Raw genomic sequence first — 25,975 nt, forward strand, 5'->3', positions numbered from 1 at the left:
CCGTCAGTCGGCTTCCCGGCGGGACCCGCATGGAGCGCCTGAGCCTGTCCACCCTCGACCTGCTCGACGCCGCCGCCCGCCCGCCGGTGCGGCCCGGTGACGTCGGGGCGGGCATCCTGCACCTCGGCCTCGGCGCGTTCCACCGGGCGCACCAGGCCGTCTACACCGAGGAGGCGATCGCGGCCGCGGGCGGCGACTGGGGGATCGTCGGCGTCGCGCCGCGATCCCGCGCCGTCCTCGACCCGCTGCTGGAGCAGGACCTGCTGTACTCCGTGCTCACCCTCGACGGCACGCGGGCACAGGGACGCGTCTGCGGCGCGCTCACCGGTGCCCTGCACGCCGCGAGCGACCCCGACGCCGTCGTGGCCCGCATCGCCGACCCGGACATCCGGATCGTCACGCTGACCGTGACCGAGAAGGCGTACCGGCCCGACTCGGCCGTGCTCGGCCTGCTCGTGCGCGGGCTGGCCGCACGGGCCGCGACCGGCGCGCCGATCGCCCTGGTCAGCTGCGACAACCTGGCCGGCAACGGCAAGCGGCTGCGCGGCCTCGTCACGCGGGCGCTGCCGTCCGCGGCCGAGCACGTCAGCTTCCCGGGCACGACCGTCGACCGCATCGTGCCCGCCGGTACCGAGGACACCCATGCGTGCGCCGCATCGCTGCTCGGCGTCGAGGACCGGGCCGCCGTCGCCGCCGAACCGTTCAGCCAGTGGGTCATCGAGGACGACTTCCCCGGCGGGCGGCCGGCCTGGGAGCGTGCCGGTGCCGTCATGACGGCCGACGCCGCGCCCTACGAGCGGCTCAAGCTGCGGGTCCTCAACGGTGTCCACTCCGCGCTGGCGTACCTCGGTGCGCTCGCCGGGGCACCCACCATCGACCGCGCGCTCGCCCTGCCGGGGATGCGCGCCACGATGGAACGGCTCATCGAGGCCGACATCGCGCCGACCCTGGAGCCCCCGCCGGGCCTTTCGATCGAGCGGTACGGCCTGTCGGCGCTGGACCGCTTCGCCAACTCCGCCCTGCGGCACCGCACCCTGCAGGTCGCGATGGACGGCACGCAGAAACTCCCCCAGCGGCTGCTCGGCACCATCGCCGACCGGCGCGCTGCGGGCGCCCTCCCGCGGTACGCGGCGCTGGTCCTCGCAGCCTGGATGCGGTTCGTGCGCGGCACGGCCGACGACGGCAGCCCCCTGCCGCTCGACGACCCGCTCGCCGACCGGATCCGCGCGACCCCGTCGCTGCTGGACCTCCACGAGATCTTCCCGCCCGGGTTCGCCGACGACACCGAACTGCGTGCCGAGATCGCCCGCTGGGCACGGGAGCTCGACCGGCACGGGGTCGCGACCATCCTGCGGGCGGTGTCGGCTGACCTGCCGACGAGCGGCGCCAGGGACTAGATTGCGGTATGCCCAGCCGCCGTCCGTGGTCGCCGCTCGCCTGGTTCTTCGCCGTGGTCGTGCTGATCGTCGTCGTGCTCCTCGGGGCCGGCGCGCTCACCGGCCCCGAGGAGGCGCTCTGGGCGTTCGCCGCCCTCCTGGCCGGCCTCGGCACCGTCTTTCTCGCGGTGAGCCGCTGGCGCCGTTAGGCACGCGCTGGTGCCGTCACCCCTGGTCCTGGGCCTCCGGCGCGTAGATGAGGTCGAGCACCCCGCTCTTGAAGGTCTCGTGGCCCACCAACCGGAGCCGGTGGGTCGGCGTGTCCTCGAACAGCCGCTGCCCGTGGCCCACCGCGATCGGGTGCACCATCAGCCGCAGCTCGTCCAACAGCCCCTGGGCGAGCAGCCAGCGCGCCGTCGTGGCACTACCGGACATGTTGATCTCTCCTTCGGTCTGCTCCTTGACCTCCCGCAGCCGCGCCGCGACCTGGTCGGTGTCACCCGAGATCAGGGTGGTGTTCTGCCAGGTCGCCTCGGTGAGCGTGCCGGACAGTACGTACTTCGGCACGGCGTTGATGAACGACGCGAAGCCGGCGTCGTCGCCCCCGGTCTGGTTCGGCCAGTACTGCGCCCACTGGTCATACAACCGGCGGCCCATCAGGAACGCGGTCGCCTTCTCCACGCCGCGGCCGATGGCGGCGCCCATCTCGTCGTCGAAGTAGGGAAAGTGCCACTGGTCGGGCGCCTCCACGACGCCGTCCAGCGAGATGAAGAAGTTCGAGACGATCCTGCCCACGATGCGCTCCCTGTCGTCCTGCGGCCGGCGCTGCGCCGGCCTTCACCAACGCGTCGAACGGCACGCGCCCTTTTCGACAGACCGGACCGCGATGTTGAGGTTTCATGATTCGGTTGCCGGCGGGTCGGGTAGACCATCGGCGTCCGGCCGGCACAGGGTCGAAGCCCGCACGGACGGCACGGCCGGACCTCGACCGCTGCGGCAAGGCCCACCGTGAATCCGTTCCGGATCGCCGGGCACGCGCGCGGTCGGCGGCATGCCGGGAACGGCACCTACACCGGCGTGGCGAAGGGAACCGTGTCGATGCCCAGGGCAAGGGCCACGGCACCCAGCGAGGCCGCGCGCAGCGACAGCTCGCTCTGCACGACCTCGACCGCCTCGGCGGCCGCGGCCAGGGCGGTCTCGGCGAGGCCGCGTTGCAACGGCTCCCGGAGCAGGTCGGTCGCGGCCCCCAGCTCGTCGCCGAGCAGCACCCGCTGCGGGTTGATGAGGTTGACCAGGTTGCCCAGCGCGTAGCCGAGCTGGGTGCCGGCGTCGATGACGAGCCGGCGGCAGCCGGGGTCGCCGGCGTTCGCGTATTCGACGAGGCCGGCCAGGTCGTGCAGCTCCGGGTGCGACTGGCGGGCGTGTGCGAGCAGGGCCCGGCCGCCGACGGCCAGCTCGACGCAGCCCCGGTTGCCGCAGCGGCAGACCGCGCCGCGGGCATCGAGGGTGACGTGGCCGAGCTCGCCGGCGGTGCCGGCCGCGCCGCGGTAGAGGCGGCCGTCGAGGACGATGCCGGCGCCGATGCCGGTGGCAAGCTTGACGTAGACGAGGTCGGTGCAGCCGCGGCCGGCACCCCACACGTATTCGCCGAGCGTCGCCAGGTTGGCGTCGTTGTCGACCCGCACCGGCAGGTCGAGGCGGGCGGTGAGCTCGTCGGCCGGGCGCAGGTCGGCCCAGCCCGGCAGCATCGGCGGCGAGCCGATCCGCCAGTCGCGGGTGATCGGCGCGGGCACGCCGAGGCCGACGCCGACGACCTCGGCGCGGGTCGCGTCGAGGTCGCCGAGGGCCGCGTCGATCAGCCCGACCGTCAGGTCGAGGGCGTCGTGCGGGCGGTCGTCGATGTCGAAGTCCGTGCGGGTCTCGCGCTCGGCCAGGACCGCGTGCCCGAGATCGGCGAGGGCGACGCGGACGTGCCGCCGGCCGATGTCGGCGCCGACGGCGATGCCGGCGCGGCGGGTGAGCTGCACGACCGACGCGGGACGGCCGCCGACGGGCTTCGCGGCGACGCCGACACGCTCGCTGACGAGGCCCGCACCGGCGAGGTCGATGAGGACGGCCGACACGGTCGGCCGCGACAGTCCACTCAGGGTGACCAGCTCGGCGCGGGTGCGCGGCCCGTAGAGCCGCAGGGTCTCGGCGACCTTCCTGGTCGTCCCGCCCAACTCGCGACGCCAGAGGTCGCGGGGGAACGTCTGCTGCGCCGCCACGGCGCGTAATCCTGCAACCGTGGCGGCAGTTATGTCAAGGACTTACCGAACCACCTCCCTACCCGGGAGACCGGGTTTCATGTTGCACGGACGCCACACGGGTTCACGCTGTCGCGGTGGCACCTCCGAGGCGCCGACGCGGTGACAGGCCCGGTCGACGCTGGCCCCGCCTGCGCAGCGGTCCGGCCGGGAGTCGACGGGCCAGCTCGCCGGTCCGCCCCAGCCCGGACGGACGGCGCAGGCAGACCACCAGCACGGGGCGGACCGACAGCGCGAACGGACGACAGCAGCGCAGGCAGGCAGCGCGAGCCGGGCAGCGCGAGCCGGGCAGCGCGAGCCAGGCAGCGCGAGCCAGGCAGCGCGAGCCAGGCAGCGCGAGCCAGGCAGCGCGAGCCAGGCAGCGCGAGCCAGGCAGCGCGAGCCAGGCAGCGGCAGACGGGCAGCGCGAGCGGACCGGCGGCGCGAGCGGACCGGCGGCGCGAGCGGACCGGCGGCGCGAGCGGACCGGCGGCGCGAGCGGACCGGCGGCGCGAGCGGACCGGCGGCGCGAGCGGACCGGCGGCGCGAGCGGACCGGCGGCGCGAGCGGACAACAGCGACGGGACCGGGACGGCAACCCGGAACGGCGACCGCAACCATGATCGGGACGGCGACCGGAGCAGCCACGGCACGGACCGGCGGCCCGAACCGCCGCTTTGTACGCCTGCCTGTAGCCGACCCTCCCGCGATTACGTCCGGTCACGGTTGGGTTTTCATGATCCCGAAGACTTGGCGCTGCCAGCGGTACCACAAGTCTACGGGATCATGAGAATCCCCAGCGATCCACGCTAATCGATGCACCAAGATGCCCGGAATGTCCAAAATGAGTCATCACCGAGCGTGAGCATCGAGCTCAGGTCGTGCCCTCAACAAACGCGCTCCCCCGGCATGGGGCCGTCGCGCAAAAGGAATGCCGCCGGATCCGCGACGGATCCGGCGGCATCAGCCCCGGGGTGTCAGACGTTCCAGACCTGGAAGCCTGAGATCTGGCCGGCCGGCCAGCCGGTGTTCGACGTGATGTTGAGCCTGAAGTACCGCTGCGTCGACGCGGTGAACGAGATCGTCACCGTGTTGTTCGCGGACGGGGTGAAAGCGTAGTCGGCGGCGGCCTTCACCGAGGTCCAGCTGGTGCCGTTGGTGCTGCCCTGGAGCTCGATGCGCTGGGTGCGGGCGCCCCACGACGCCGGGAGCTGGAGCACCACCCGCGACGCCGACTGCGCCGACCCCAGGTCCACCTGCACCCACTGCGGGAACGCGTTGTTGGCGCTCTCCCAGTAGCTGTTCTGGTCGCCGTCGGTCACGTTGCCCGAGCCGAAGGCCTGCACGTGGCTGGACTCCGCCGTCGGCCGGCCCGCGGCCAGGTTCACCGGCTGCGAGCCGCTCGTGCCGGTGCCCGTCAGGGACACCGTCGTCGGGCTGTTCGACGCGTTGCTCGTGATGGTCAGCGTGCCGGTGCGGGCGCCCGCCGCCGTCGGGCGGAAGCTCACGTTGACGACGCACGAGGCGCCGACCGCGATCGAGCCGCAGTTGTTGGTCTGCGAGTAGTCACCCGAGACCGAGACGCCCGACACCGTGGCGGCCGCGGTGCCCGCGTTCGTCACCGTCACCGCCTGCGAGGAACTGGTGGTGTTGAGGGCCTGCGACGCGAAGGTGAGCGAACCCGGCACCGCGTTGAGCGTCGGCGCGTTCGGGTTGCCGCCGCCCGACGGGTACACCTCGAGCTCGGCGATCTGGCCCGCGGGCCAGCCGGTGTTGGCGGTGATGTTGATCCGGACGTACCGCGTGTTCGTCGCCGGCACCGTGATGTTCACGGTGTTGCCGCTCGTCGGGTTGAACGTACGCCCGGCCGAGGCGGACAGCGTCGTGAAGTTCGACCCGTCGTTGGACGCCAGGACCGACAGCGTCTGCGTGCGGGTCGCCCAGGCGGCGTCCGACGGCAGCTTCAGCGTGACCCGGCCGATGCTGGTGACCGCGCCGAGGTCGACCTGGATCCACTGCGGGAAGGCGTTGTTGACGCTCTCCCAGTAGGTGGCCGCGTTGCCGTCGGTCACCGTGACGGCCGCCTGCGTGCCGTTGACCTGGCTGCTCGCCGTGGCCGGCTTGTTCAGGGCGATGTTGGTTTCGGTGCCGACACCGCTGCCGGACAGCGCCACCGACAGCGGGCTGTTGTTGGCGTTGCTCGTGACGGTGAGCGCACCGCTGCGGGCGCCGGCGGCGGCCGGGTTGAACCGCACCGTGACCGTGCAGGAGGCGCCGACGGCCAGCGACGAGCAGTTGTTGGTCTGGCTGAAGTCGCCGCTCGTCGACACGCCGGAGACGGTCGCCGCGGTGGTGCCCGAGTTCGTCACCGTCACCGTCTGCGTGCCGGACGAGGAGCCGACCACGGTGCCGGGGAACGACAGCGTCGCCGGGTTCGCGTTGAGCAGCGGGCCGGGCGCGACGCCGGTGCCCGACAGCGGCACCGTGGTGGTGACACCGCCGGCCGTGACGCTGAGGTTGCCGGTGCGGGAACCGGCCGCCGTCGGGCGGAACGTGACGTTGACCGTGCAGGACGCACCGGCGGTGAGGCTGGTGCCGCAGGTGTTGGTCTGCGCGAAGTCACCGGTGACGGCGATGGTGCCGACCGCGGCCGACGCGTTGCCGCTGTTGGTCACCGTCACGGCCTGCGCCGCGCTGGTCGAGCCGGTGGCGACGCTGCCGAAGCCGAGCGCGCTCGGGCTCACGGTGACGTTCGAGCCGTTCTCCGGCAGGTACGGCGGGAACGCCGGGTTGGTGATGTTCTGGCAGCCCGTTCCGCTCAGTCCGGAGTTGCCGCCGCCGTCGGTGAGCGTGAACCCGACGCCGCAGTTGTAGATCGCCGCGGGCGCGCCGATGCCGGTGGCGGTGCTGTTGCTGATCGTCGCGGACCCGCCGACCTGCTGCTGGATCGCCCAGGTGCCGGTGTTCTGGATGGTCGCGTTGTTGATCTTCACGTTGCTGATGCTCGAACCGGAGACGAACTGGATCGCCTCGAACGGGCTCTGCTGGATCAGGATGTTGTCCACATTGATCAGTCCGCTCATCGCCGCGTCGCGGGCGTCGAACCACAGCGCGCCGACCCCGAAGTTCCAGTTGGGGTCGAGGCTGCCGGAGCGGATGATGGTGTTGCGCAGGATGTCGGTGCGGCCGAGCGGGGTCGAGTTGAACCGCTGCCCGACGTGGATGCCGCCGCCCTGCGAGAGGCCGGAGTCGACGATCCGGTTGTCGGCGACGACGTTGTCACGCCCGCCGTAGATGGCGATGCCGTTGGCGAGGATCGGGTACTGCACGGTGTTGTGGTCGAACGAGTTGTTCGCGTCCGCGTTCTGCTCGGCCCACATGGCGAGGCCGTCGTCGCCCGCGTTGCGCACGTCGCTGTTGGTCACCCTGGAGTTGGTGACGCCGTTGTGGAAGTTGATCGCGTCCGCGGTGTAGTTGCGCAGGCGCATCTGGTTGAAGACCAGGTTGGTGAACGGCCCGTCCATCCAGGCGCCGACCTTGGTGTGCTCGATCCAGACCCGGTCGACGGTCGAGTTGCTCATCGCGCCGCCGATGCCGTTGACCTGGTCGCCGTCGTTGCGCTCCTGGACGTTGCCGAAGATGGCGAAGTCGGCGAGGTGCACGTTGGCGCTCGGGGTCGGCGGGTAGTTGCCGTAGAAGCCGATCCGGTCGCCCTGCGTGCGCGAGTGCCACATGCCGGCACCCTTGATGGTGATGTTGTTGACCGCGATGTGCCCCTGGATCTTGAACGTGCCCGGCGGGATCCAGACCGTGCCGCCGGCGCCGGCCGCCGCGATCGCCTGGTTCATCGCCGAGGTCGAGTCCTGCACACCGGTCGGGTCGCCGCCGCGGCTGGTGATGGAGACCGATCCGGTCGGCTGCGCGAGCGGCGCGGCGACGTTCTCGAAGTCGGCGAAGTCGATGGTGTACGACGAGGCGGTCGAGTCGGCGTCGACCTGCAGGCGGAACTTCGTGCCCGCCGGGTAGGTCTGCGGGAAGAGCCGGTTGACCTCGTCGTAGAAGTGGTGCGCGTTGCTGCCGGGCGTGTTGGTGAACGGGTACCCGCCGTAGTACCAACTGTAGGCGTTCGTCAGGGTGAAGTTGGTCTGGCGGGTGCCGTTGACGTACAGCGAGAGCGGCGCGGTGTAGACGGACCCGTTGCCGGAGTCGGGGATGCTGTACCGGAAGACGATCGAGTTCGTCGCGGTGGGCGTGGTGAACTCGACGTACTTGCCCTGGCCCTGCAGGGTCACCGCCTTGCGGTACGACGCCTCGGCGGCGAGGGTGTTGTACTGCGCGGACGGCCCGATGATCGTGCCGTTGGTCGTGGAGTTCTCGGCCTGGACCTGAACGTAGGGCAGTGTCGCCCCGACGCCGCCGGTGGCGGCCGCCAGTGCCGGGGTCGCCACCGCGACGGCCACGCCGGCGGCGGCCAGCGTGACGCCCGCGACGAGGACGCTGGTCCGGGCCCTCGGTCGCATGGATCGGATGTGCCTGAGCATGGGGTGCTCGCTTTCGCTGTCGCCGGACCGGCGGGGGTGCCCGCGGACCCGAGTCGGCGGTGTCGGGCGTCCGGGCACAGGCTGGCGCGCGGCGGGGGTGGGGGCCATGGGGGGATCGGCCGTTTGGTGGATGCACCGGTTGGCGGTTTGACGGTGCAACAGGGACGGTAACGCCGCCGACAGGTCTGCGCAATATCCAGACGCTTCGCTGTCCTATTCTTACGACGGATCGCCGTGTTCTTTCAGCTCGTTGCCGAACAGTGACACGGGGTTGCGGCGGGCTACGGTTCGTAGGATGAGACTGGTACCGGTGGTGGACATGTCGACGTCGCAGCCGACGTACCTCAACCTGGCCCACGCCACGCTGGTCGCCCCGATCCACCTCGACACCCGGGCCCGCACGTTCCGCAAGGATCAGCAGACGTGGGCGGTGACGTTCGTCGTCAACGTCGGCGGCTCGGCCGCGGTGTACGCGACGCGCCGCTCGTTCGCGAGCGAACAGGAAGCGGGCGCGTGGATCGCCTCGGTCGCCGAGGTCGTGTGACGGCTATGCCTCGGCCTCGCGACGGCTGCGGTCGGCGAGCTGGTCGAAGGTACGCTCGAGCACGGCCCGCCGGGCGGCACGGTACTCCTCGGTCGGCTCCAGCCCGTCGATGGCGCCGTCCCAGGCGGCGAGATACCGCTGCTTCCACTCGAGGACGATGTCGGCGGACGGCAGCGTCACGCCGACCCAGCGCTGGGCCGCCAGCAGGTGGAGCAGCTCGAGGTTGCAGGGAACGGCGACCCCCCAGTACTCGTCCGGCTCCAGGTCGACCGGGTCCCCGGCCATCGCCTCCTCGACCTCACGCACCAGCCGCGCGACCAGGATCGAGAGATGATCGCCCGCGGTGTCGTTGTCGAAGTTGCCCGTGCCCCATGTGCCCACGCAGGCACTGTACTGCCTCCGGTCGCCGGAACCGGCCCGGCCGCCACCGCGACCGCGGCCCACCGCCGGGTTCTCGTCACACAGGTACGACGTACCGCGCCGCCGTCAGGCTCCCCACGAGGGCGAGCTCCGACGCGACCGCCGCCGGGGACGGCATCGCCGCGATCTCGTCGCGGATCCGGGCGGCGCGCTCCGCGGGCCCGGGATCGGCGAGCAGGTCCGTGACGAGCGCGCGGACCGCCCCGGCGGAGCGGGCCGCGAACGGCACGGCCCGGGCGAGCCCGGCCGCGGTGAGCCGCTCCGCGATCGAGAACTGGTCGCACATCTGCGGCATCAGCAGCTGCGGGCGGCCGATCGTCAGCGCCGCCATCGAGCTGCCGGACCCGCCGTGGTGGACGAACAGGTCGCAGCTCGGCAGCAGGTGGCGGTGCGGGATCCAGCCGATCCGCCGGGCGTTGGCGGGCAGGTCGCCGATGCCGTGCACGCCGGCGCCGGAGACGATCACCTCGACGTCGAGGTCCGCCAGGCCCCGCACCGCGACGGTGAGGCCGTCGACGCCCTCGGGGATCGGGACGGTGCCCATGGAGACGCAGACGCGGGGCCGGGTCCGCGGGGCGAGCAGCCAGTCCGGCAGGGTGCAGGCGGCGTTGTACGGCACGTACCGCATCGGCAGCGCCCCCGGCGCCGGGCCGAGGCTCGGCGGGCAGGTGGACACGGTGGCCGCCGGCGGGTCCACCGGCAGCCCGTCGTGCAGGGCGCCGAGGCGGCCGGCGACCTTCGCGAGGGCCGCCCGGTGCGCCTCGTCGGGGACCGGCAGGCCCCAGTGGTGCAGCACCCAGGGGACGCCGAGGCGGGTGGCGGCGAGCGGCCCGGCGTACTCGACCGGCTCGCTGACGATCAGGTCGGGCCGCCATGCCGCGGCGAGGGCCAGCACGTCGGGCGCCGTACGTTCGGCGATGGCGACGAACACGTCGAGGTCGAGCTCCTCGTTGCCGCCCAGGGCGCGGTCGCCCGGCCACAGGTCGAGGAACGAGGCCTCGCCGCCGACCGCCGCCGCGGTCAGCCCGGCGCGGCGCACCTGCTGGTGCAGCGCCGGCGGCACCGCGACGAGCACCTGGTCGCCGGCGAGGTGCATGGCCCAGGCGAGCGGCACCATCGCGAAGAGGTGGCCGGGGGCCGGGTTCATGGTGAACAGCACACGCATCGGAACGTCCTCAGTGGAGGGTGACGGGAAGGTCCTCGATGCCGCGCAGCATCGTGCCGGGCGCGCGGTAGCGGACCGGCCCGGCGATGCGCAGGCCGGGGAACCGGTGCAGCAGGCGGGGAAAGAGGATCCGGGCGTGCGTGCGGGCGACGGCCGCACCCGGGCAGTAGTGCCGTCCGGCGCCGAACCCCAGCGAGGGGCGGACCGGCCGGCGGGTGACGAGAAACCGCTCCGGATCGCTGACGTGCGAGGGATCCCGGTTCGCGGCCGCGAGCACGCCGAGCACGGCCATGCCGGGCTCGACGTCGAGGCCGCCGAACCGCGCGGGTGCGGTCGCGATCCGTACCGCCACCTGCACCGGCGGCTCGAACCGCAGGATCTCCTCGACCGCGGTCTCCACCGTGGACGGGTCGTCGCGCACCAGCCGCGCCTGGTCGGGGTGCTCCAGCAGCAGCCGCGCGCCGAGGGTCACCAGGCTCGCCGGCGAGTCGTAGGCGGCGCCGAACAGCAGGGCGAGGTCGCCGAGGTACGGCTCGCCGGCGTCCGGGCGGTGCTCGCGGACCAGTTCGAACAGTTCGGCGTCGCCGGTCGAGGCCAGCGCGGCGAGCGTGTCGAGGATCGTGTCGCCGGCCGTGGCCATCGCGGTGCGCTGCCGCGGGGTCATGAACGGCTCGAACGCGGCCGACCCGACACGCGCCGCCTCCCCCAGCCGCAGCGCCTCGGCGTCGGGTATGCCCAGCAGCCGCCCGGTGACCAGCGACACGAACGGCACCGCGAGCGCCTCGGCGAGGTTCACGGTCGTCTCCTCCGCGAGCCGCTTGCCGAACCGGTCGAGCGCCTCGTCGGCGAGCCCGGCCGTCTCGTCGCGCAGCGCCGCCGCCCGGCGCGGGGTGAGCCGCCGGGCGAGCGCCGTGCGCAGCCCGGTGTGCACCGGCCCTTCCCGCCAGCCGAACGACTGGTACAGGCAGCGGATCAGCCGCACCTCCCGCCAGTTCGGGGTGAGCAGCGCGGGTGCCTCGCCGGGGCTGACGAACGTGGCGTCCTGCAGCAGCCGCAGGCAGTCGGCGTGCCGCGTGAGCACCGCGGCGGCGGCCTTGCCGGGCAGGTCGACGCGCAGGACCGGGGTCCGCTCGCGGAGGCGGCGATAGGAGTCGTACGGGCTGTCGCCGGCCCTCGGCCGCACGAGGTCGAGGAACAGCCGGGTGGCGCGGCGGTGCTCGGCGGCGGTCCAGAACCGCACCAGCGCCGCCGCCGTCGCGGCCGGCTGTTCCAGGTTGGGGCTGTGCGAGGCGTTCGTGACCACCTCGAGCTCGGCGCCCGCGCGCTCGGCGTAGCCGGCGAAGTCCGCCGCGGACCACAGCCGCTGGTCGCGGTGGCCGTGCATGAGCAGCACGGGCAGCCTGGTGGCGCGCAGCCCGTCGCCGCGGTCCGGCTCGGCCGCCAGGGAGCGGAGCGCGCCGTGCAGGAACGCCAGCCGCATGCCGGCCAGCCGCTCCCGCCAGAACTCCCGGCGGGCGGTGTCGTGCTCGGGAACGAGCCGCCGCACGACCGGCCACATCACCGCCGCGCCCTGCACGCGGAGCGTGGTGTCGAACCCGGCGAGCAGCTTGCGGTGCCGCGGGCCGTCCATGCCCGGGCCGGCGCCGATGAGCGTGACGGACCGCAGCAGCTCCGGCCGGGCCAGCGCGGCGGCCCGGGCGACGAACCCGCCGTACGAGTGGCCCACGACGTGCACCGGCTCGCCCGCGCCGAAGGCCTCCACGACCGCGAGGAGGTCGGCGGCGTGCCGCTCGATCGAGTGCCCGTCGGGACTCTCGCCGTCGAGGCGGGTGTAGTGGCCGCGGTAGTCGTAGGCGCACACGCGGTGGCCCGCCTCGACGATGGCGGGCAGCAGCGGGACGAAGTCCTCCTTGGACCCCACCACGCCGGCGCAGAGCACGACCGGGACGCCGAAGTCCGGCCCCACGCGGAGCGCCGCGACAGGACCGCGTGCCGTGTCCAGCGCGTCACTGAGGGTGATCACTCGGTCACGATAGACCCTTTTTCGCCGATTGCGGCATATGTCGTACTTCGTGTCGGCGAACCTACTGGCCCATGAGCTTCCACGCGCGGGCGCCACCGGTCACGCCGGCGGTGTTGGGCACGATCGTCACGTCGTCACCCAGCTCGGCGAGTGCCGGCGGGTCGATGAGCGCGGAGTTCCCGCCACCCAGGAAGAGGCGGTCCCAGTGGAACACCGGGCGCAGGCCGTCGACCATCCGCAGCACGCGGCGGGACCACTTGGCATTGCCCAGCTCACGGCGCTGGATCTCGCCGACGTACCGGTCGTAGGTGCGCTTGCGGCGCACCGGCGCGTGGGACAGCTCCAGGTGCGGGGCGGGCACGCCGTCGTCGAACAGGGCGCTGCCGAGGCCGGTACCGAGCGTGAGGACCAGCTCCAGGCCGGTGCCGTCGACCAGGGCCGAGCCGTGGACCTCGGCGTCGTTGAGCACCAGCACCGGCCGGCCGAAGGCACGCCCGAGGGCGGCGCGGGCGTCGTAGCCGGCCCAGGCCGCGAGCAGGCCGGGGTCGACGGCGGTCTGCGGGCCGGCCGTCGTCACGTAGTGCGGCGTGGCGACCACCACACCGTGACGAATCATGCCCGGCATGCCGACCGTGATCCGGTCGGCGGCACCGCACTCGGCCGCCAGCTGCTCGTCGATGTCCAGCAGCGAGCGGACGAACCGCTCCGGCGGGAACGGATACGGGGTGGGAATCCGGATGGGCCGGCACACCAGCGCGTCGGAGTCGTCGACGACGCCCGCCTTCAGCCCGCCGCCTCCGCAGTCGATCGTCAGCGTCTTGCTCACCGCAGGATTGTGCGCCATGCCGCCGTGGCCCGCCCCGCCAACCCACTCGAACCGCCCGGTGCCGGTCCGTGCGCTGACCACTCACGCCGTGGTGCGCAGCCGGTCACCGAGCTCGCGCACCACGGCGACGAGGAGGTCGAGGTCACCTTCCGTGGTGCGCCAGTTGCTGATCGCGGGGCGCAGGGCCGCCCGGCCGTCGTACACCGTCGCGCCGGCGTAGACCCGCCCGTCGTCGAGCAGCGCCTCGCCGAGCCGGCGGTTGAGGGCGTCGAGCTCCGGCTCGGCCAGGCCCGGCGGCCGGTACCGGAAGCACACCACGTTGAGCGGCACCTCCGCCAGGCGCTCCAGGTCCGGGGCCGCGTCGACCGCCGCCGCGAGGTGTCGCGCCAGATCGCAGTGGCGCTCCACCAGCTCGCGGTAGCCACCCCGGCCGTAGGCGGCGAGCGTCGCCCAGATCGGCAGGGCGCGGGCGCGGCGCGAGGACTCCGGGCCGAGCAGGCCGTAGCCGCCGCGCGGGTCGTCGGGGCCGGGCAGGTACGGCGCGCCGGGCATGCCGAACGCGGGCCCGAGCCGCGACGGGTCGCGGACCAGGACGAAGCCGCTCTCGTACGGCACGTTGAGCCACTTGTGCGCGTCGGCCGCGACCGAGTCGGCCCGCTCGACACCGGCGGTGAGGTGGGCGGTGCGCGGCGACAGCGCGGCGAACAGGCCGAACGCGCCGTCGACGTGGAGCCAGGCACAGTGCTCGCCGGCCAGGTCGGCCAGGTCGGCGACGGGGTCGAAGTCGCCGGCGTTCGGCTCACCCGCGGTGCCGATCACCACGGCGGGCCCGACCGCACCCAGGCGGCGCCGCAGGCCGTCGAGGTCGACCCGGCCGGTGCCGTCGCGGGCGAACACCTCGACGGTGTCCTTGCCGTGGCCGAGCAACTGGAGGGCCTTGCGGGCGCTGGGGTGCACGTGGCCGCCGGAGAGCACGGGCATGCGCGGCAGGCCGGCGAGCCCCGCGGACGCGACGTCGACGCCGTGCCGCTCGGCCCACCAGTGGGTGGCGAGGGCGAGCCCGGTGACGTTGGCGAAGGTGGCGCTCGCGGTGAGCGCGCCGCCCCACCCGGCCGGCAGCCCGAACAGCTGGCGCAGCCAGTCGAGCGCGACCCGCTCGGCGGTGTCGGCGAAGCGGGACGACGCGCGCACGAACGCGTTCTGGTCGAGCAGGGACACGACCCAGTCGGCGGCGAGCGCGGCCGGGGTCGCGCCGCCGATGACAAAGTGGAAGAACCGCGGCCCGGCCGAGGCGGTGGCGGTCGCCGTGCCGACCCGGAGCAGCTCCTCGACGGCGGCGCGCGTGCCGCGGCCGTCCTCGGGCAGCGGCCCGCCGAGGCGGTCGAGCAGCGGCTCGGCAGCCCGGTCGTACACCAGCCGCTCCGGCAGCGCGTCGAGATACGGCCCGGCGGCCCGCACCACCTCCCGCAGGGCGGGCAGGGTCTCGTCGCGCTCGTGCAGCGGGTCGGCCATCAGCCCACTGTGCCAGGTCGTGGGCCGGCACGCGGCGGGCTCGGCGAGCTACGCGCCGCCGGAGACCGTCCAGGGCCGGGTCTGCAGGCCGCCGCGCTGGTTGACGGCCTCCTTCAGCCGCTCGGCGGTGTCGTGGGAGATGCCGGGCGCCTCCCAGGTGGGGATCTCCACGGCCCGGGCGGTGAAGGGCCGCCGGCCCGTGTCGCTGTAGTCGATCCGCACCGCCGCCGGGCCGCGCTCCGTCTCCAGGAGCAGGAACACGGTGCCCTCCGGGTCGCCGAGCGGCGGGGTCCGGCGGCCCAGCGGCGTGCACCCGTTCACCGCCCCGAGGGGTGAGTCACGGGTCACCAGGTCACAGGCCTTCGGCGCCTCCCGCGCCACGAACGCCGAGCGGCGCGGGATGCCCAGCGCATAGACGGCAACGACGGCCAGGACGACGGTCGCGACCGCGGCGCCCGCCCACCACCGGAGACGATTCATGCGACATTCGTAGCAGAGACGCGCCTCAGCCCTTGACGCAGACCACTTGCTTCAGGTGGGCGACGACCTCGACCAGGTCCGCCTGCTGGGCCATCACCTGGTTGATGTCCTTGTACGCGCCGGGGATCTCGTCGACGACGCCGGCGTCCTTGCGGCACTCGACCCCGTCGGTCTGGCGGCGCAGGTCGGCGAGCGTGAACGTGGCCTTGGCCGCGCCGCGGCTCATCCGCCGGCCCGCACCGTGCGACGCCGAGTGGTACGCGTCGGGGTTGCCCAGCCCGCGGACGACGTAGGAGCTCGCGCCCATCGAGCCGGGGATGATGCCGAGCTCACCGGCGCCCGCCCGGATCGCGCCCTTGCGGGTCACCAGCAGGTCGACGCCCCCGTAGCGCTCCTCGGCGACGTAGTTGTGGTGGCAGGAGACGGGCGGGTCGAACTTCGCCTTGGCCCGTGGCACCGCGTCCCGCAGCGCCCGGCGGACCAGCGCCATCATGACCTGGCGGTTGCGGTGCGCATACTCCTGGGCCCAGAACAGGTCGCGCCGGTAGGCCGCCATCTCCGGCGTGCCGGCGACGAACACCGCGAGGTTGCGGTCGGGCAGGTCGGCGTTGTGCGGCAGCTTCGCGGCGATCTCCATGTGCCGCTCGGCCAGCTCCCGGCCGATGCCGCGGGAGCCGGAGTGCAGCATCAGCCAGACCCGGCCGGCGTCGGGCCCGTCCTGCTCGACGCAGACCTCGATGAAGTGGTTGCCGCTGCCGAGGGTGCCGAGCTGTGCCTCGGACCGGCCGCGCAGGCGGCGCGCGCCCGGGTGGAGGTCGTCGTAGCCGGCCCAGAAGTCGTCCCAGTCCGGCTCGACCGCGTGCAGCAGGTGCGAATCCAGCGGCTTGCGGTGGGCTGCCGTGCCCACCGGCACCGCGGCCTCGATCCTCCGGCGCAGCCGGGTGAGATCGGTGGGCAGGTCGCCGGCGGTCAGCGAGGTGCGGACGGCGGTCATGCCGCAGCCGATGTCGACGCCGACGGCGGCGGGGCAGACCGCCTGCCGCATCGCGACGACCGACCCGACGGTCGCGCCGGTGCCCACGTGGACGTCGGGCATCACCGCGACGCCGTCGACCCACGGCAGCGCCGCGACGTTGCGCAGCTGCGTCATGGCCTGCGCGTCGACGGTCGCGGGATCCGCCCACATGCGGATCGGCGCACCGGAATCGGACAGCTGGATCACGGCAAGCAGTATGTGCGGACCGTCGGTTACCTGCCAGTCATATTCGACGGCGTCGGGAACAATCCCGATCATGGTACGAGCCGTGGCGCTGATCGCCGGGACCGCGTTGTTGTGGCTGCTCACCGGCGCGGCGAGCGCGCTGGGGTTCTCGTTGTGGTGGGTCGTGGCGATCGTGCCGACGCTCGGGCTGCTCGCCGCGCCGTTCCTGCTCTTCGGCGTCAGCAAAGAACGGACCGGGCCGACCTGGGGCGCGCTCGCGGCGATGCTCGTGCTGCTGCCGACCGCCTACGCCGTGCCCGGCGACTGGTACATGCGCCAGGCCGGCGTCCCGACGACGTCGATCGTCATGTCGGCGACGTGCACCACGGACCGCAACGGCCGGTGCCTCTACAACTACACGATCGCCGACGTCAAGGGTGAGTACCGCGACACCGCGGAGTACGCGCCGGGCACGCGGCTCGAGCTGGTGATCGACCCGCACGGCATCTTCGGCCCCCGGCTCGCCGCCGACCTCGAGAGCCACGTCTTCGACATCGTCGCCGTCGGCGCGTTCGCCGGCTTCGCGGCCGCCGCCGTGGCCGCGGCGCTGATGGGCCGCAACGGCCCGGTGGGCGGGGACGGCCTGCCGGTCCCGACGGGCCGGCGGGCCGCGAGGACGGCTCAGTCGCGCAGGGTGCTGGAGAGCAGGCCCCGCATGAAAAAACGGCCGAGGAGGACGTAGATCGCCAGCGTCGGCAGGCTCACCAGCAGGGCGCCGGCCATGGCCTGGCCGAACGGCACCGCCTGGCCACCGGCGACGTTGTTCAGCGCGATCGTCACCGGCCACGAGTCGCGGCTGGTCATCATCGCGCCGAACATGAAGTCGTTCCAGGACGACGTGAACCACTCGATGAGCCACTTGCGGGCGAGGTCCGGCCGGCGCGCGCCGGCCGGCAGGGTGAAGGAGTCGGAGAGGAAGTCGTAGACGCCGTCGGAGCCGGGCGACGCGGTCACGGCGTACCCGTCGTTCCACCGGAGCTTCTTGGTCTGCTCGAGGTAGGAGAAGGCCCAGTCGCCCATGACGGCGTAGACCGCCGAGCCCTGCACGACCCGGTCGAGCTGCGGCTGCCAGTCGCCGGACGCCGACTTCACGTCGGACACGGCGAGAACCTTGGCGAACACGTCGAGCGCGGCCGTGACCTCGGCGGTGGTCCAGGCGAGTCGCAGACAGTGACTCGCGCTGCCGCCCACCAGCGGCTCCTCTAGAATCTTGCGATGACGGACTGGATCTTCGCGACCATCGACCGGCTCGGCCCTGTCGGCGTGGGTCTGCTGATCGCCCTGGAGACGGTGATCCCGCCCATTCCCTCCGAGCTGATCCTCCCCCTGGCCGGGTTCCGCGCCCGCTCCGGCGCGATGCACCCGTTGCTGGTCTGGCTGGCCGCGACGCTGGGCGCGCTGGCCGGCGCCCTGGTGCTCTACTGGCTGGGCGCCCGCCTCGGCTACGAGCGCCTGCACCGGCTGGCCGGCAAGCGGTGGTTCGTCCTCACCAGCCAGCGTGACCTGGAGCGCGGGCACAAGCTCTTCGCCCGGCACGGCTCGTGGGTCGTCGCCGTGTCCCGGTGCGTGCCGGTGCTGCGCAGCCTGGTGTCGATCCCGGCGGGTGTCGAGCGGATGCGGCTGCCCCGGTTCGTCGCGCTCACCGCCGCCGGCTCCGGCACCTGGAACGCGTTGTTCATCGGCGCCGGCTGGCTGCTCGCCGAGCAGTGGCACAAGGTCGAGCGCTACACGACGCCGGCCGGCGCCGTGGTCGGCGTGCTGCTCGTCGCCGGCGTGCTGCTGCTCGTCGCGCGGAAGGTCCGCCAGGCGCAATAGATGCTCATGCGAGGGCACCGGCCGGTGCCGCTCGAGCTGTGACCGGGTGGGGCTAGCCATACCTCGATGAGACCGGTCGACGGGCGTGTGCCGGACCCGGCGGAGACGGTCTCATCGAGGCATGACTGACGAAGAGGTCGTGACGCTCGACCGGGTCCACAAGCGCTACGGCTCCGGTCCGGACGCCGTCGCCGCGCTGCGCGGGGTCTCGCTGGGTTTCGCGCGCGGCACGTTCACCGCGGTCATGGGGCCGTCCGGGTCGGGCAAGAGCACGCTGCTGCAGACCGCCGCCGGGCTCGACAGGCCCACCGAGGGCACCGTGCGGGTCGCCGGCACCGACCTCGGCACGCTGAACGAGACCGGCCTGACGCTGCTGCGCCGGGACCGGATCGGCTTCGTGTTCCAGTCGTTCAACCTGCTGTCGTCGCTGACCGCCGAGCAGAACGTGGCCCTGCCGCTGCGGCTGGCCGGTCGGCGCCCGTCCCGCCAGGACGTCCGGGCGGTGCTCGCCGCCGTCGGCCTCGGCGACCGGGCGCGGCACCGGCCCGCCGAGCTGTCCGGCGGGCAGCAGCAGCGGGTCGCGATCGCCCGCGCCGTCGTCACCCGCCCGGCCGTCCTGTTCGCCGACGAGCCGACCGGCGCTCTCGACTCCGCCACCGGCCGGGAGGTGCTCGCGCTGCTGCGGTCGATGGTCGACGGCTCGGGCCAGACGATCGTCATGGTCACCCACGACCCGCTCGCCGCCTCGCACGCCGACCGCGTCGTGTTCCTCGCCGACGGGCGGGTCGCCGGGACGATGGCCGCGCCGACCCCGGGCGCGGTGGCGGAGCGCATGGCGAACCTGGAGGCGGCGCCGTGCTGAGCATCGCCGGGCAGACGGCCCGCGCCCGGTGGCGGTCGTTCGCCGGGGTCTTCCTCGCCCTCGCCCTCGGCGTGTGCCTGCTCGCCACGACCGGGCTCACGCTCGCCTCGACCGTGGGCACCGGCCGGGCGCCCGGCTGGTACGCCGCCGCGGACGTCGTCGTCACGGGCGAGCGGTCGATCAGCGTCACGATCGGCGAGGGCACCGACGAGGCGTACACCACCTCGACCGGAACCCGCCGGTCCCGGCCCCTGCCACCGGAGACGGTCGCCCGCCTCGCCGCGCTCCCGGGCGCCGTCGTCGACCGCTGGCTGCCCGGCGGCGCGCACCCGTGGGCGGCCGCCGCACTGCACGGCGTCGCCGGCCCCGGACCGGGCGACGGCGAGGTCGTGCTCGCCGGGCCGGCGGACCACCGGCCGGGCGACCGGATCGAGTTGCTCGGCCACGCGTGGACCGTGGCGCGGATCGTCGGCGGGCCGCCCGCCGTCTACGTCTCCGACCGGGCCGCGGCGGAGCTCAGCGGCGGCCGGGTCGACGCGGTCGCGCTACGCGGCGTGACCGCCGCCGAGGCGCGCGCCGCCGCCGGCGCCGGGCCGCTGGTGCTGACCGGCGACCGGCGTGCCGAGGCCGAGCCCGACCCGGACGCGGACCTGCTGGCGCTCGCCGCGTCGCTGCTCGGCACGACCGCGGGGCTCGCCACGTTCGTCGCGGTGTTCGTGGTCGCGGGGACGTTCGCGTTCGCCGTCGCCCAGCGCCGCCGGGAACTGGCGCTGCTGCGCGCCGCCGGGGCCACGCCACGCCAGGTGCGCCGGCTCGTGCTCGGCGAGGCGGTCCTCGTCGGGGTCGTCGCCGGGATCACCGGCTGCGCGGCCGGGGCCGTCGCGGCGCCGCCGTTCGCGCGGTGGCTCGCCCGTGCCGGCCTCGCGCCGGAGACCTTCACCGCGCGGTTCGTCCTGTGGCCGCTGCTCGCCGCGTTCGGCGTCGGGCTGGTCGTGGCGATCATCGGCGCCGCCGTCGCCGCCCGCCGGGCCGGCAAGGTCCGCCCGATCGAGGCGCTGCGCGAGGCGTCCGTCGACCGGCGGGTGATGACCGCCGGCCGCTGGGTGTTCGGCCTGCTGTTCCTCGGCGGCGCCGGCGTCGTCCTCGCGATCGTGCCCGGACTGGGCGGCGACGCGGTCGCGCTCGTGCTGCTCGACGCCCAGCTCGCCATCGTCGGTGTCGCGCTGCTGGCGCCGGTGCTCGCACCGGGCGTCGCGTGGCTCGTCGGCCGGCCGCTGCCCGGTGTCACCGCCGCCCTGGCCCGGGACAACACGCGGACCGCGACCCGCCGCACCGCCGCCACCGTAGCGCCGATCCTCGTCACGGTCGGCATCGCCGCCGCCACCCTCGCCGCCACGGGCACCCTGTTCCGGGCCGAGGAGCGCTCGGCCGCGGACCGGGTCACGGCCGCCGCGATCGCCGTGCCGGCCGGCCCTTCCGGACGGGTCGACGAGACCGCCGGCGTGCCGGTCGCGTGGTCCGTCGTTTATGTCCGGCAGGACGACTACGTCGAGGAGTTCGACGCCGTGTACGCCGGTGCGGGGCTGGACCGGGTGATGCGGGTGCCCGCGGTACGCCCCGGTGAGATGGTCGTCGGCGACGCCCTGGCCCGGTCGGCGGGCTGGCGGCCCGGCGGCACCGCCGAGTTCTGGCTGGACGACACCACACCGGTCCGCGTCACCGTCGGCGCGGTGCTGCCGCCCTCGCTCGACCTCGACCGGGCCGTCCTGCTGCCCTGGTCGCTGCGCCCGGCGGGGACGCGGACCGACGCCGTGTACCTCACCGGCACACCCGCCCCCGGCGTCACGGCCGTCACGCCGGAGCGGTACTTCGCCGCGCAGCACGAGGAGCAGCGGCGGATGAACAACCTCGCGCTGCTCGCCATCCTCGGCATGGCCCTCGTCTACACCTCGATCGCGATCGTCAACACGCTCGTCATGGCCACCGGCGACCGCGCCCGTGACCTCGCGGTGCTGCGGCTGGCCGGCACCACACCCCGGCAGGTGCTCGTGATGATCGGCGTGGAGGCGCTGCTCACCGGCCTCACCGGCGTGCTGCTGGCCGGTGCCGTCACGGGCGCGATGCTCACCGGGCTGCTCGACGGGCTGCGCCGCATGGCCGCCTCGGCGGAGCTGGTCGTGCCCTGGACGCCGGTGCTCGCGGTGACCGGGTGCTGCCTGGTCGTGACGCTCGCGGGAAGCCTGGTCCCGGCCGCGCTGGCGCTGCGTGTCCCGGCCGCGCGGACGGCCGGACTGCGGGAGTAGTAAACCCCGCGCCCTCGCCGCCGATTGAGCTGTCGGGGAAGGGAAGGGGTGTCGTGCTGCTCCGGGCTTATGTCGCCACGACTGTCGTACTGAGCGTCGTGTACTACCTGACACCCGATTCGCCGCTCAAGACGGTCCTGTGGACGGCGATCGCGGCGTCGTCGGTCGGCGCGGTCCTGACCGGCGTCGCCCGCTTCCGGCCCGCCCGGCCGCTGCCGTGGCTGCTCGCCGCGGCCGGGCTCGCGTCCTACACCGTCGGCGAGACGCTCTTCTACTGGCCGCAGTTCGTGCACGGCGACCCGTCGACCGGCACGACGGTCGCCGACGTCTTCTACCTCGCGCTGTACCCGGCGCTCGCCGCCGCGCTCGCGATGATCGTACGGCGGCAGAGCCCGGGCGGCGACCGGGCGGCACTGCTCGACGGCACGATCGTCGCCGTCGGCGTGGCGCTGCTGGGCTGGGTGTTCCTCATCGAGCCGTACCTTGCCGTGCCGACGATCCCGGCGACCGACCGGTTCGTCGCGATCTGCTACCCGCTCGGCGACATCCTCGTCCTGGCCGTGCTGGCCCGCCTCGGCGGCGGCCGGACCGCCCGCGGCGCCCCGATCCGGCTGCTGTTCGCCGCCATGGTCGCGCTGCTGGCGTCCGACGCCGTGTTCACGTGGCAGTCGCTGCACGGCCGGTTCCACGCCGGCAGCTGGGTCGACGTCGGCTGGATCGCCTTCTACACCGCCGTCGGCTGCGCGGCGCTGCACCCGGACATGCGGACCGTCGACCGGCGGATGCCGGCCGGGGCGGTACGGCTGAGCAGCCTGCGGTTCGCCGTGCTCCTCGCCGTCGCGGCCCTGCTCATCCCGGTCGTCATCACCATCAAGTCGTCGGCGGCGACCGAGCTCGCCGTGTTCCTCACCGCGTCGTGTGTCCTGTTCGTGCTCGTCCTGGTGCGGATGGCCGATCTTGTCGGGGTGCTGCGCGAGGTGCAGCGGCAGCGCGCCGAGGACCGGTTCCAGCGCCTCACCGAGCAGGTGACCGACGTGCTGTCGATCTGCCGGCGGGACGGCGTGATCCAGTACGCGACGCCGTCGACCGTCACGCTGCTGGGCCACCGGCCCGAGCAGGTGCTCGGCACGTCGCTGCTCGACCTGGTCCACCCGGACGACCACGACCGGGTCGCGGCGCTGCTGGGCACCGGCGTGCCGGGCGCCCGGCTCGGCCCGATCGAGTGCCGGTTGCGCCGCGCCGACGGGGAGTACGTCGTCACCGAGACCGTCGGCCGGGTCGTCGACGACGCCGACACCAGCGGATACCTCTTCACGACCCGCGACATCACCGAGCGCAAGGCGCTCGAGGAGCAACTGACCCACAAGGCGTTCCACGACGAGCTGACGGGCCTCGCGAACCGCGCCCTGCTCGCCGACCGCATCCATCACGCGCTCGAGCGGCGCGGCACCCCGTACCACAGCATCGCACTGCTCGTGGTGGATCTCGACGACTTCAAGACGATCAACGACTCGCTCGGCCGGGCCGCGGGCGACGCGCTGCTGCGCGCCACCGCCGACCGGCTCCGCACCTGCCTGCGCTCGGCGGACACCGCGGCGCGGCTCGGCGGCGACGAGTTCGCGATGCTGCTGGAGCACCTGGACGACGTCGCCGAGGCGGCGCGGGTCGCCGAACGGGTGCTCGCCACCCTGCGCCGGCCGCTGTCCGTCGGCGGCCGGGAGATCCAGCCCCGGGCCAGCGTCGGCATCGCGCTGCCTGACCCCGACCGCCTGCCCGACGCCGACGAGCTGCTGCGCAACGCCGACGTGGCGATGCACATGGCGAAGCGGCAGGGGCGCAACCGGTTCGCGTACTTCGCGCCCGCGATGCACGCCGGCCTCGTGGAGAAGCTGGACCTCGCCGAGGACCTGCGCGGCGCCATCGAGCGGCACGAGCTCGAGGTGTACTACCAGCCGCTGGTCGACCTCGACGACGGCGCGATCGTCGGCGCCGAGGCCCTGGTCCGCTGGGCGCACCCGGAGAAGGGCTACATCGCGCCGGACCGGTTCATCCCGCTCGCCGAGGAGACCGGCCTGATCCTGCCGCTCGGCTACGAGGTGCTCAACACCGCCTGCCGGGCCGCCGCCGGCTGGCGGCATCCCGTGCCGCTGCGGATCAGCGTCAACCTGTCGCCCCGTCAGGTGCAGGATCCGGCGCTCGTACTGTACGTGCGCCAGACCCTCCTCCACAGTGGACTGCCGGCGGAGTCGCTGACCCTGGAGATCACCGAGTCACTGCTGAGCGAGGACGCCGAGGTGGCCGCGAACCGCCTCGCCGAGCTCAAGGCGCTCGGCGTGCGGCTCGCCGTCGACGACTTCGGCACCGGCTACTCCTCGCTGTCCCGGCTGCACGCCTTCCCGATCGACATCCTGAAGATCCCCAAGCCGTTTGTCGACGGCGTGGCACACGGGCCCGAGCAGGCGGCGCTCGCGCGGGCGATCGTCGACCTGGCGGTCGCGCTCGGCCTCGACGTGGTGGCCGAAGGCATCGAGGACGCCGCCCAATGCGCGGAGCTGCGGCGCCTCGGCTGCACGGTCGGCCAGGGCTTCCTCTTCTCGCGGCCGGTGCCCCGGCCGCAGTTCGACAAGCTGCTGTCGCAGGGCGCGCTCGTCCCGGCGGACGTGTGATCCGGGGTCCTTCCGCTCAGCTCGGGACGCAGGCGACCGCCGGCGTGCCGCTCGTGGTGCTCGCGGGCGCCCGGCTCGGAATGACCACCGGCACCGCCGCGCGGGAGTCCGCGCTCGGCAAGATCGAGCGGGTGCTGCCGGTCGCGTTGCGGGTCCAGGCCGTCCGCGCGACGCTCGGCTGCACGCTGCCGGAGCGGGCGCCGGCCCGCCACCTGCTGGCGCTCGGCGCGGCGGCCCGGTCCCACCGGCGGGTCTCGCTGACCTACCGCTCCTGGCACGACGCGGTCACCACGCTCGGCCGCCGGCTGACCGCGCTCGCGGCCGCAAAACCGGTGGCGCCGGACTGAAGAATGAGGTTGTGCCGACCTACATCAAGAGCGTGACGTTCGACTGCGCCGACGCACTGGTGGTGGCCCGCTTCTGGGCGGCCGCGCTGGGCACCGACGTCGACGAGGAGGCCACCGCCGAGCGGGCCTTCGTGGAGGCGGCCGGCTGGGGCGGGCCGAACATGTGGTTCGTCCGCGTGCCTGAACCGAAGTCCGCCAAGAACCGCATGCACTTCGACCTGCGCGCGCCCGAGACGGTCGCCGACGAGGTGGCACGCCTGTCGGCCCTGGGCGCCCGGGTGCTGCACGTCCACGAGGGGCTGACCGTGATGGCCGACCCGGAGGGCAACGAGTTCTGCGTCGAGTAGCGGCCTCAGTGCAGCAGACCGGCGGGCGGGGCCCCGGCGAGCACGGCCGCACCGGCGAGCGGGGCGCCGTGGCTCGCCGGCACAACCTCGAGGGGTTGATACGTGCCGATCCGCGCCACCGCACTCCGCAGCGGACCCCACAGCTCCCGCCGCCGTAGTGCGACGGCCCCGCCGACGGCGACGGCCGCCAGCCCCGCCGAGAGCGCGAAGTTGACGATGCCGAGGGCGAGGCTCTGCGCGTACTGTTGCCAGAACTGCGGATCGTCGACCTCTTCCAACGGCCGGCCGAGGTGTTCCCGGACCGCCCGGCCACCGACGAGCGTCTCCAGGCAACCGGTCTGCCCGCACGCGCACCGGCGCTCGTTGCCCGGCACGATCTGGTGCCCGGCCTCGGTCGTGAGCACGGTGTCCCCGAGACGCAGCGCCGCGCCGACGCCGGTCGACACCGTGAGGTAGCCGGAGCGTTCGACACCGTGGAGACTGCCGCCGGGATGCCACGCCTCGCCGAGCAGCCCGCAGGTAGCGTCGTGAGCGACGCGGACCGGACACCCGAGCGCATCCTGGAGGTCGCGGCCGAGCCGGCGCCCTTCATAGGAGCGCAGGTTGAGCGCGGTGCGCACGTCCCCGTCACCGGTCACCCGGCCCCCGAAGGAGACCCCGACCGCGCTGGGCGACGCCTCGGCCGCGCGGACGGCGTCGACGAGCAACGCCAACTCCCGGTCGTAGCCGGCGTCGGTCGCGAACCGGACGGCCGAGCGCCCCTCACCCGCGACCCGGCTCCAGGTCCCTCCGACGTCAACGGCGACAATGCCCATGCGCCGGACGCTACCGCGTTCCGGGCCGCTCGCCCGCGGCGGCTGACCAGCGCGCCGGTCGGGCTCGCGACGCCCGTCGAGCATGATCACGGAGTTTCCCCGGGCCCAGAACCCCGAAGAAACTCCACGATCACTGCCCAGCCTCCGGCGGCGGGAACCCGAGTCATGATCACGGACGTTGTGCGGGACTCCTGGAGCCTGTTGCGCAATTCGGATCCCTCGCGCGTCAACCCCGACAACCGCGCCGATCTTGGAGTTGTGGTCCTTGACAAATCCGGACAAATTCGGAGGTTCATGGCGCCACAACTCCAAGATCGGCGCGTAGTTCCCTCACCACAGCCCACCGAGCACCGTCCGCCCGAAACCTGGCGCCATGACGAGCACAGCA

General features: G+C 73.6%; 22 protein-coding genes. 10 read left to right on the forward strand and 12 right to left on the reverse strand.

Going from position 1 to position 25,975, the window contains the following annotated elements; all coding sequences use genetic code 11:
- Positions 1 to 29 precede the first annotated feature (29 nt).
- Complete coding sequence (locus Dfulv_RS30375; protein ID WP_259868392.1) at positions 30 to 1,397, forward strand: mannitol dehydrogenase family protein; 1,368 nt, start codon at positions 30 to 32, stop codon at positions 1,395 to 1,397.
- 8 nt (positions 1,398 to 1,405) lie between these two features.
- Positions 1,406 to 1,585, forward strand: a complete 180-nt coding sequence (locus Dfulv_RS30380) for a hypothetical protein (RefSeq protein WP_259857216.1) — start codon at positions 1,406 to 1,408, stop codon at positions 1,583 to 1,585.
- Between the two features lie 16 nt (positions 1,586 to 1,601).
- Here the strand turns inward: Dfulv_RS30380 and Dfulv_RS30385 are convergent, their stop codons facing one another.
- From Dfulv_RS30385 to Dfulv_RS30395, 3 genes are all read right to left on the reverse strand, one after another.
- Positions 1,602 to 2,171 (reverse strand): dihydrofolate reductase family protein, encoded by a 570-nt coding sequence (locus Dfulv_RS30385; protein ID WP_259857218.1) that lies wholly within the window; start codon positions 2,169 to 2,171, stop codon positions 1,602 to 1,604.
- Positions 2,172 to 2,443: 272 nt separating this feature from the next.
- Positions 2,444 to 3,643: an ROK family transcriptional regulator gene (locus Dfulv_RS30390; protein ID WP_259857220.1), complete on the reverse strand. Its 1,200-nt coding sequence runs from the start codon at positions 3,641 to 3,643 to the stop codon at positions 2,444 to 2,446.
- A 994-nt stretch (positions 3,644 to 4,637) separates the two neighbouring features.
- Positions 4,638 to 8,180: a choice-of-anchor D domain-containing protein gene (locus Dfulv_RS30395; RefSeq protein ID WP_259857222.1), complete on the reverse strand. Its 3,543-nt coding sequence runs from the start codon at positions 8,178 to 8,180 to the stop codon at positions 4,638 to 4,640.
- A 316-nt stretch (positions 8,181 to 8,496) separates the two neighbouring features.
- Between Dfulv_RS30395 and Dfulv_RS30400 the strand changes: the two genes are divergently transcribed.
- Complete coding sequence (locus tag Dfulv_RS30400; RefSeq protein ID WP_259857224.1) at positions 8,497 to 8,745, forward strand: hypothetical protein; 249 nt, start codon at positions 8,497 to 8,499, stop codon at positions 8,743 to 8,745.
- A gap of 3 nt (positions 8,746 to 8,748) precedes the next feature.
- On the opposite strand, the gene Dfulv_RS30405 is transcribed toward Dfulv_RS30400, so the two are convergent.
- From Dfulv_RS30405 to Dfulv_RS30435, 7 genes are all read right to left on the reverse strand, one after another.
- Complete coding sequence (locus Dfulv_RS30405) at positions 8,749 to 9,126, reverse strand: DUF4259 domain-containing protein (RefSeq protein ID WP_259857225.1); 378 nt, start codon at positions 9,124 to 9,126, stop codon at positions 8,749 to 8,751.
- A gap of 76 nt (positions 9,127 to 9,202) precedes the next feature.
- Entirely contained in the window at positions 9,203 to 10,330 is a 1,128-nt protein-coding gene (locus Dfulv_RS30410; RefSeq protein ID WP_259857226.1) for a nucleotide disphospho-sugar-binding domain-containing protein, read from the reverse strand.
- A gap of 10 nt (positions 10,331 to 10,340) precedes the next feature.
- The gene (locus Dfulv_RS30415; protein WP_259857227.1) at positions 10,341 to 12,353 is read right to left on the reverse strand and encodes an alpha/beta fold hydrolase; all 2,013 of its coding nucleotides are present in this window, start codon (positions 12,351 to 12,353) and stop codon (positions 10,341 to 10,343) included.
- A gap of 61 nt (positions 12,354 to 12,414) precedes the next feature.
- Positions 12,415 to 13,179: an ROK family protein gene (locus Dfulv_RS30420; protein ID WP_259857228.1), complete on the reverse strand. Its 765-nt coding sequence runs from the start codon at positions 13,177 to 13,179 to the stop codon at positions 12,415 to 12,417.
- Between the two features lie 81 nt (positions 13,180 to 13,260).
- Positions 13,261 to 14,691, reverse strand: coding sequence for a pyridoxal phosphate-dependent decarboxylase family protein (locus Dfulv_RS30425; protein WP_259857229.1), 1,431 nt, complete (start codon positions 14,689 to 14,691; stop codon positions 13,261 to 13,263).
- 48 nt (positions 14,692 to 14,739) lie between these two features.
- Positions 14,740 to 15,171 carry a hypothetical protein gene (locus tag Dfulv_RS30430; RefSeq protein ID WP_259857230.1) on the reverse strand — a complete coding sequence of 144 codons (432 nt, stop codon included), beginning with the start codon at positions 15,169 to 15,171 and terminating at the stop codon, positions 14,740 to 14,742.
- A gap of 25 nt (positions 15,172 to 15,196) precedes the next feature.
- Positions 15,197 to 16,357 carry an RtcB family protein gene (locus tag Dfulv_RS30435; RefSeq protein WP_259868396.1) on the reverse strand — a complete coding sequence of 387 codons (1,161 nt, stop codon included), beginning with the start codon at positions 16,355 to 16,357 and terminating at the stop codon, positions 15,197 to 15,199.
- Between the two features lie 106 nt (positions 16,358 to 16,463).
- Between Dfulv_RS30435 and Dfulv_RS30440 the strand changes: the two genes are divergently transcribed.
- Entirely contained in the window at positions 16,464 to 17,114 is a 651-nt protein-coding gene (locus Dfulv_RS30440) for a hypothetical protein (RefSeq protein ID WP_259857231.1), read from the forward strand.
- Here Dfulv_RS30440 and Dfulv_RS30445 read toward each other — a convergent pair.
- Positions 17,054 to 17,623, reverse strand: coding sequence for a hypothetical protein (locus Dfulv_RS30445; protein ID WP_259857232.1), 570 nt, complete (start codon positions 17,621 to 17,623; stop codon positions 17,054 to 17,056). The two genes, Dfulv_RS30440 and Dfulv_RS30445, sit on opposite strands and share 61 nt — an antisense overlap.
- Positions 17,624 to 17,647: 24 nt before the next feature.
- Between Dfulv_RS30445 and Dfulv_RS30450 the strand changes: the two genes are divergently transcribed.
- The 6 genes from Dfulv_RS30450 to Dfulv_RS30475 all read left to right on the forward strand — a co-directional run bounded on the left by Dfulv_RS30450 (position 17,648) and on the right by Dfulv_RS30475 (position 24,772).
- Positions 17,648 to 18,247, forward strand: a complete 600-nt coding sequence (locus Dfulv_RS30450; RefSeq protein WP_259857233.1) for a DedA family protein — start codon at positions 17,648 to 17,650, stop codon at positions 18,245 to 18,247.
- A 121-nt stretch (positions 18,248 to 18,368) separates the two neighbouring features.
- Positions 18,369 to 19,109 (forward strand): ABC transporter ATP-binding protein, encoded by a 741-nt coding sequence (locus Dfulv_RS30455; protein WP_259857234.1) that lies wholly within the window; start codon positions 18,369 to 18,371, stop codon positions 19,107 to 19,109.
- A complete protein-coding gene (locus Dfulv_RS30460) occupies positions 19,103 to 21,412 on the forward strand; it encodes an FtsX-like permease family protein (RefSeq protein ID WP_259857235.1) in 2,310 nt (769 codons plus the stop codon). Before Dfulv_RS30455 ends, Dfulv_RS30460 begins: the two co-directional genes overlap by 7 nt.
- A 53-nt stretch (positions 21,413 to 21,465) precedes the next feature.
- Positions 21,466 to 24,078, forward strand: a complete 2,613-nt coding sequence (locus Dfulv_RS30465; RefSeq protein ID WP_259857236.1) for a putative bifunctional diguanylate cyclase/phosphodiesterase — start codon at positions 21,466 to 21,468, stop codon at positions 24,076 to 24,078.
- Positions 24,075 to 24,425, forward strand: coding sequence for a hypothetical protein (locus Dfulv_RS30470; RefSeq protein WP_259857237.1), 351 nt, complete (start codon positions 24,075 to 24,077; stop codon positions 24,423 to 24,425). The genes Dfulv_RS30465 and Dfulv_RS30470 overlap by 4 nt, the downstream gene beginning before the upstream one ends.
- A gap of 11 nt (positions 24,426 to 24,436) precedes the next feature.
- On the forward strand, positions 24,437 to 24,772 hold the full coding sequence (locus Dfulv_RS30475; protein WP_259857238.1) for a VOC family protein: 336 nt from the start codon (positions 24,437 to 24,439) through the stop codon (positions 24,770 to 24,772).
- Between the two features lie 5 nt (positions 24,773 to 24,777).
- Here the strand turns inward: Dfulv_RS30475 and Dfulv_RS30480 are convergent, their stop codons facing one another.
- Positions 24,778 to 25,587, reverse strand: a complete 810-nt coding sequence (locus Dfulv_RS30480; protein ID WP_259857239.1) for an ROK family protein — start codon at positions 25,585 to 25,587, stop codon at positions 24,778 to 24,780.
- Positions 25,588 to 25,975: the final 388 nt, after the last annotated feature.

Origin of the sequence: Dactylosporangium fulvum (assembly GCF_025137375.1) — a bacterium.
Classification (GTDB): Bacteria; Actinomycetota; Actinomycetes; order Mycobacteriales; family Micromonosporaceae; genus Dactylosporangium; species Dactylosporangium fulvum.

What these genes read in the sequence shown, in the direction of transcription:
- Dfulv_RS30450 (WP_259857233.1), top strand. Translation starts at nt 17,648, where the DNA reads ATGACGGACTGGATCTTCGCGACCATCGACCGGCTCGGCCCTGTCGGC.
- Dfulv_RS30395 (WP_259857222.1), bottom strand. Translation starts at nt 8,180, where the DNA reads ATGCGACCGAGGGCCCGGACCAGCGTCCTCGTCGCGGGCGTCACGCTG.
- Dfulv_RS30425 (WP_259857229.1), bottom strand. Translation starts at nt 14,691, where the DNA reads ATGGCCGACCCGCTGCACGAGCGCGACGAGACCCTGCCCGCCCTGCGG.
- Dfulv_RS30375 (WP_259868392.1), top strand. Translation starts at nt 30, where the DNA reads ATGGAGCGCCTGAGCCTGTCCACCCTCGACCTGCTCGACGCCGCCGCC.
- Dfulv_RS30440 (WP_259857231.1), top strand. Translation starts at nt 16,464, where the DNA reads ATGGTACGAGCCGTGGCGCTGATCGCCGGGACCGCGTTGTTGTGGCTG.
- Dfulv_RS30435 (WP_259868396.1), bottom strand. Translation starts at nt 16,357, where the DNA reads ATGTGGGCGGATCCCGCGACCGTCGACGCGCAGGCCATGACGCAGCTG.
- Dfulv_RS30380 (WP_259857216.1), top strand. Translation starts at nt 1,406, where the DNA reads ATGCCCAGCCGCCGTCCGTGGTCGCCGCTCGCCTGGTTCTTCGCCGTG.
- Dfulv_RS30455 (WP_259857234.1), top strand. Translation starts at nt 18,369, where the DNA reads ATGACTGACGAAGAGGTCGTGACGCTCGACCGGGTCCACAAGCGCTAC.
- Dfulv_RS30480 (WP_259857239.1), bottom strand. Translation starts at nt 25,587, where the DNA reads ATGGGCATTGTCGCCGTTGACGTCGGAGGGACCTGGAGCCGGGTCGCG.
- Dfulv_RS30400 (WP_259857224.1), top strand. Translation starts at nt 8,497, where the DNA reads ATGAGACTGGTACCGGTGGTGGACATGTCGACGTCGCAGCCGACGTAC.
- Dfulv_RS30430 (WP_259857230.1), bottom strand. Translation starts at nt 15,171, where the DNA reads ATGAATCGTCTCCGGTGGTGGGCGGGCGCCGCGGTCGCGACCGTCGTC.
- Dfulv_RS30410 (WP_259857226.1), bottom strand. Translation starts at nt 10,330, where the DNA reads ATGCGTGTGCTGTTCACCATGAACCCGGCCCCCGGCCACCTCTTCGCG.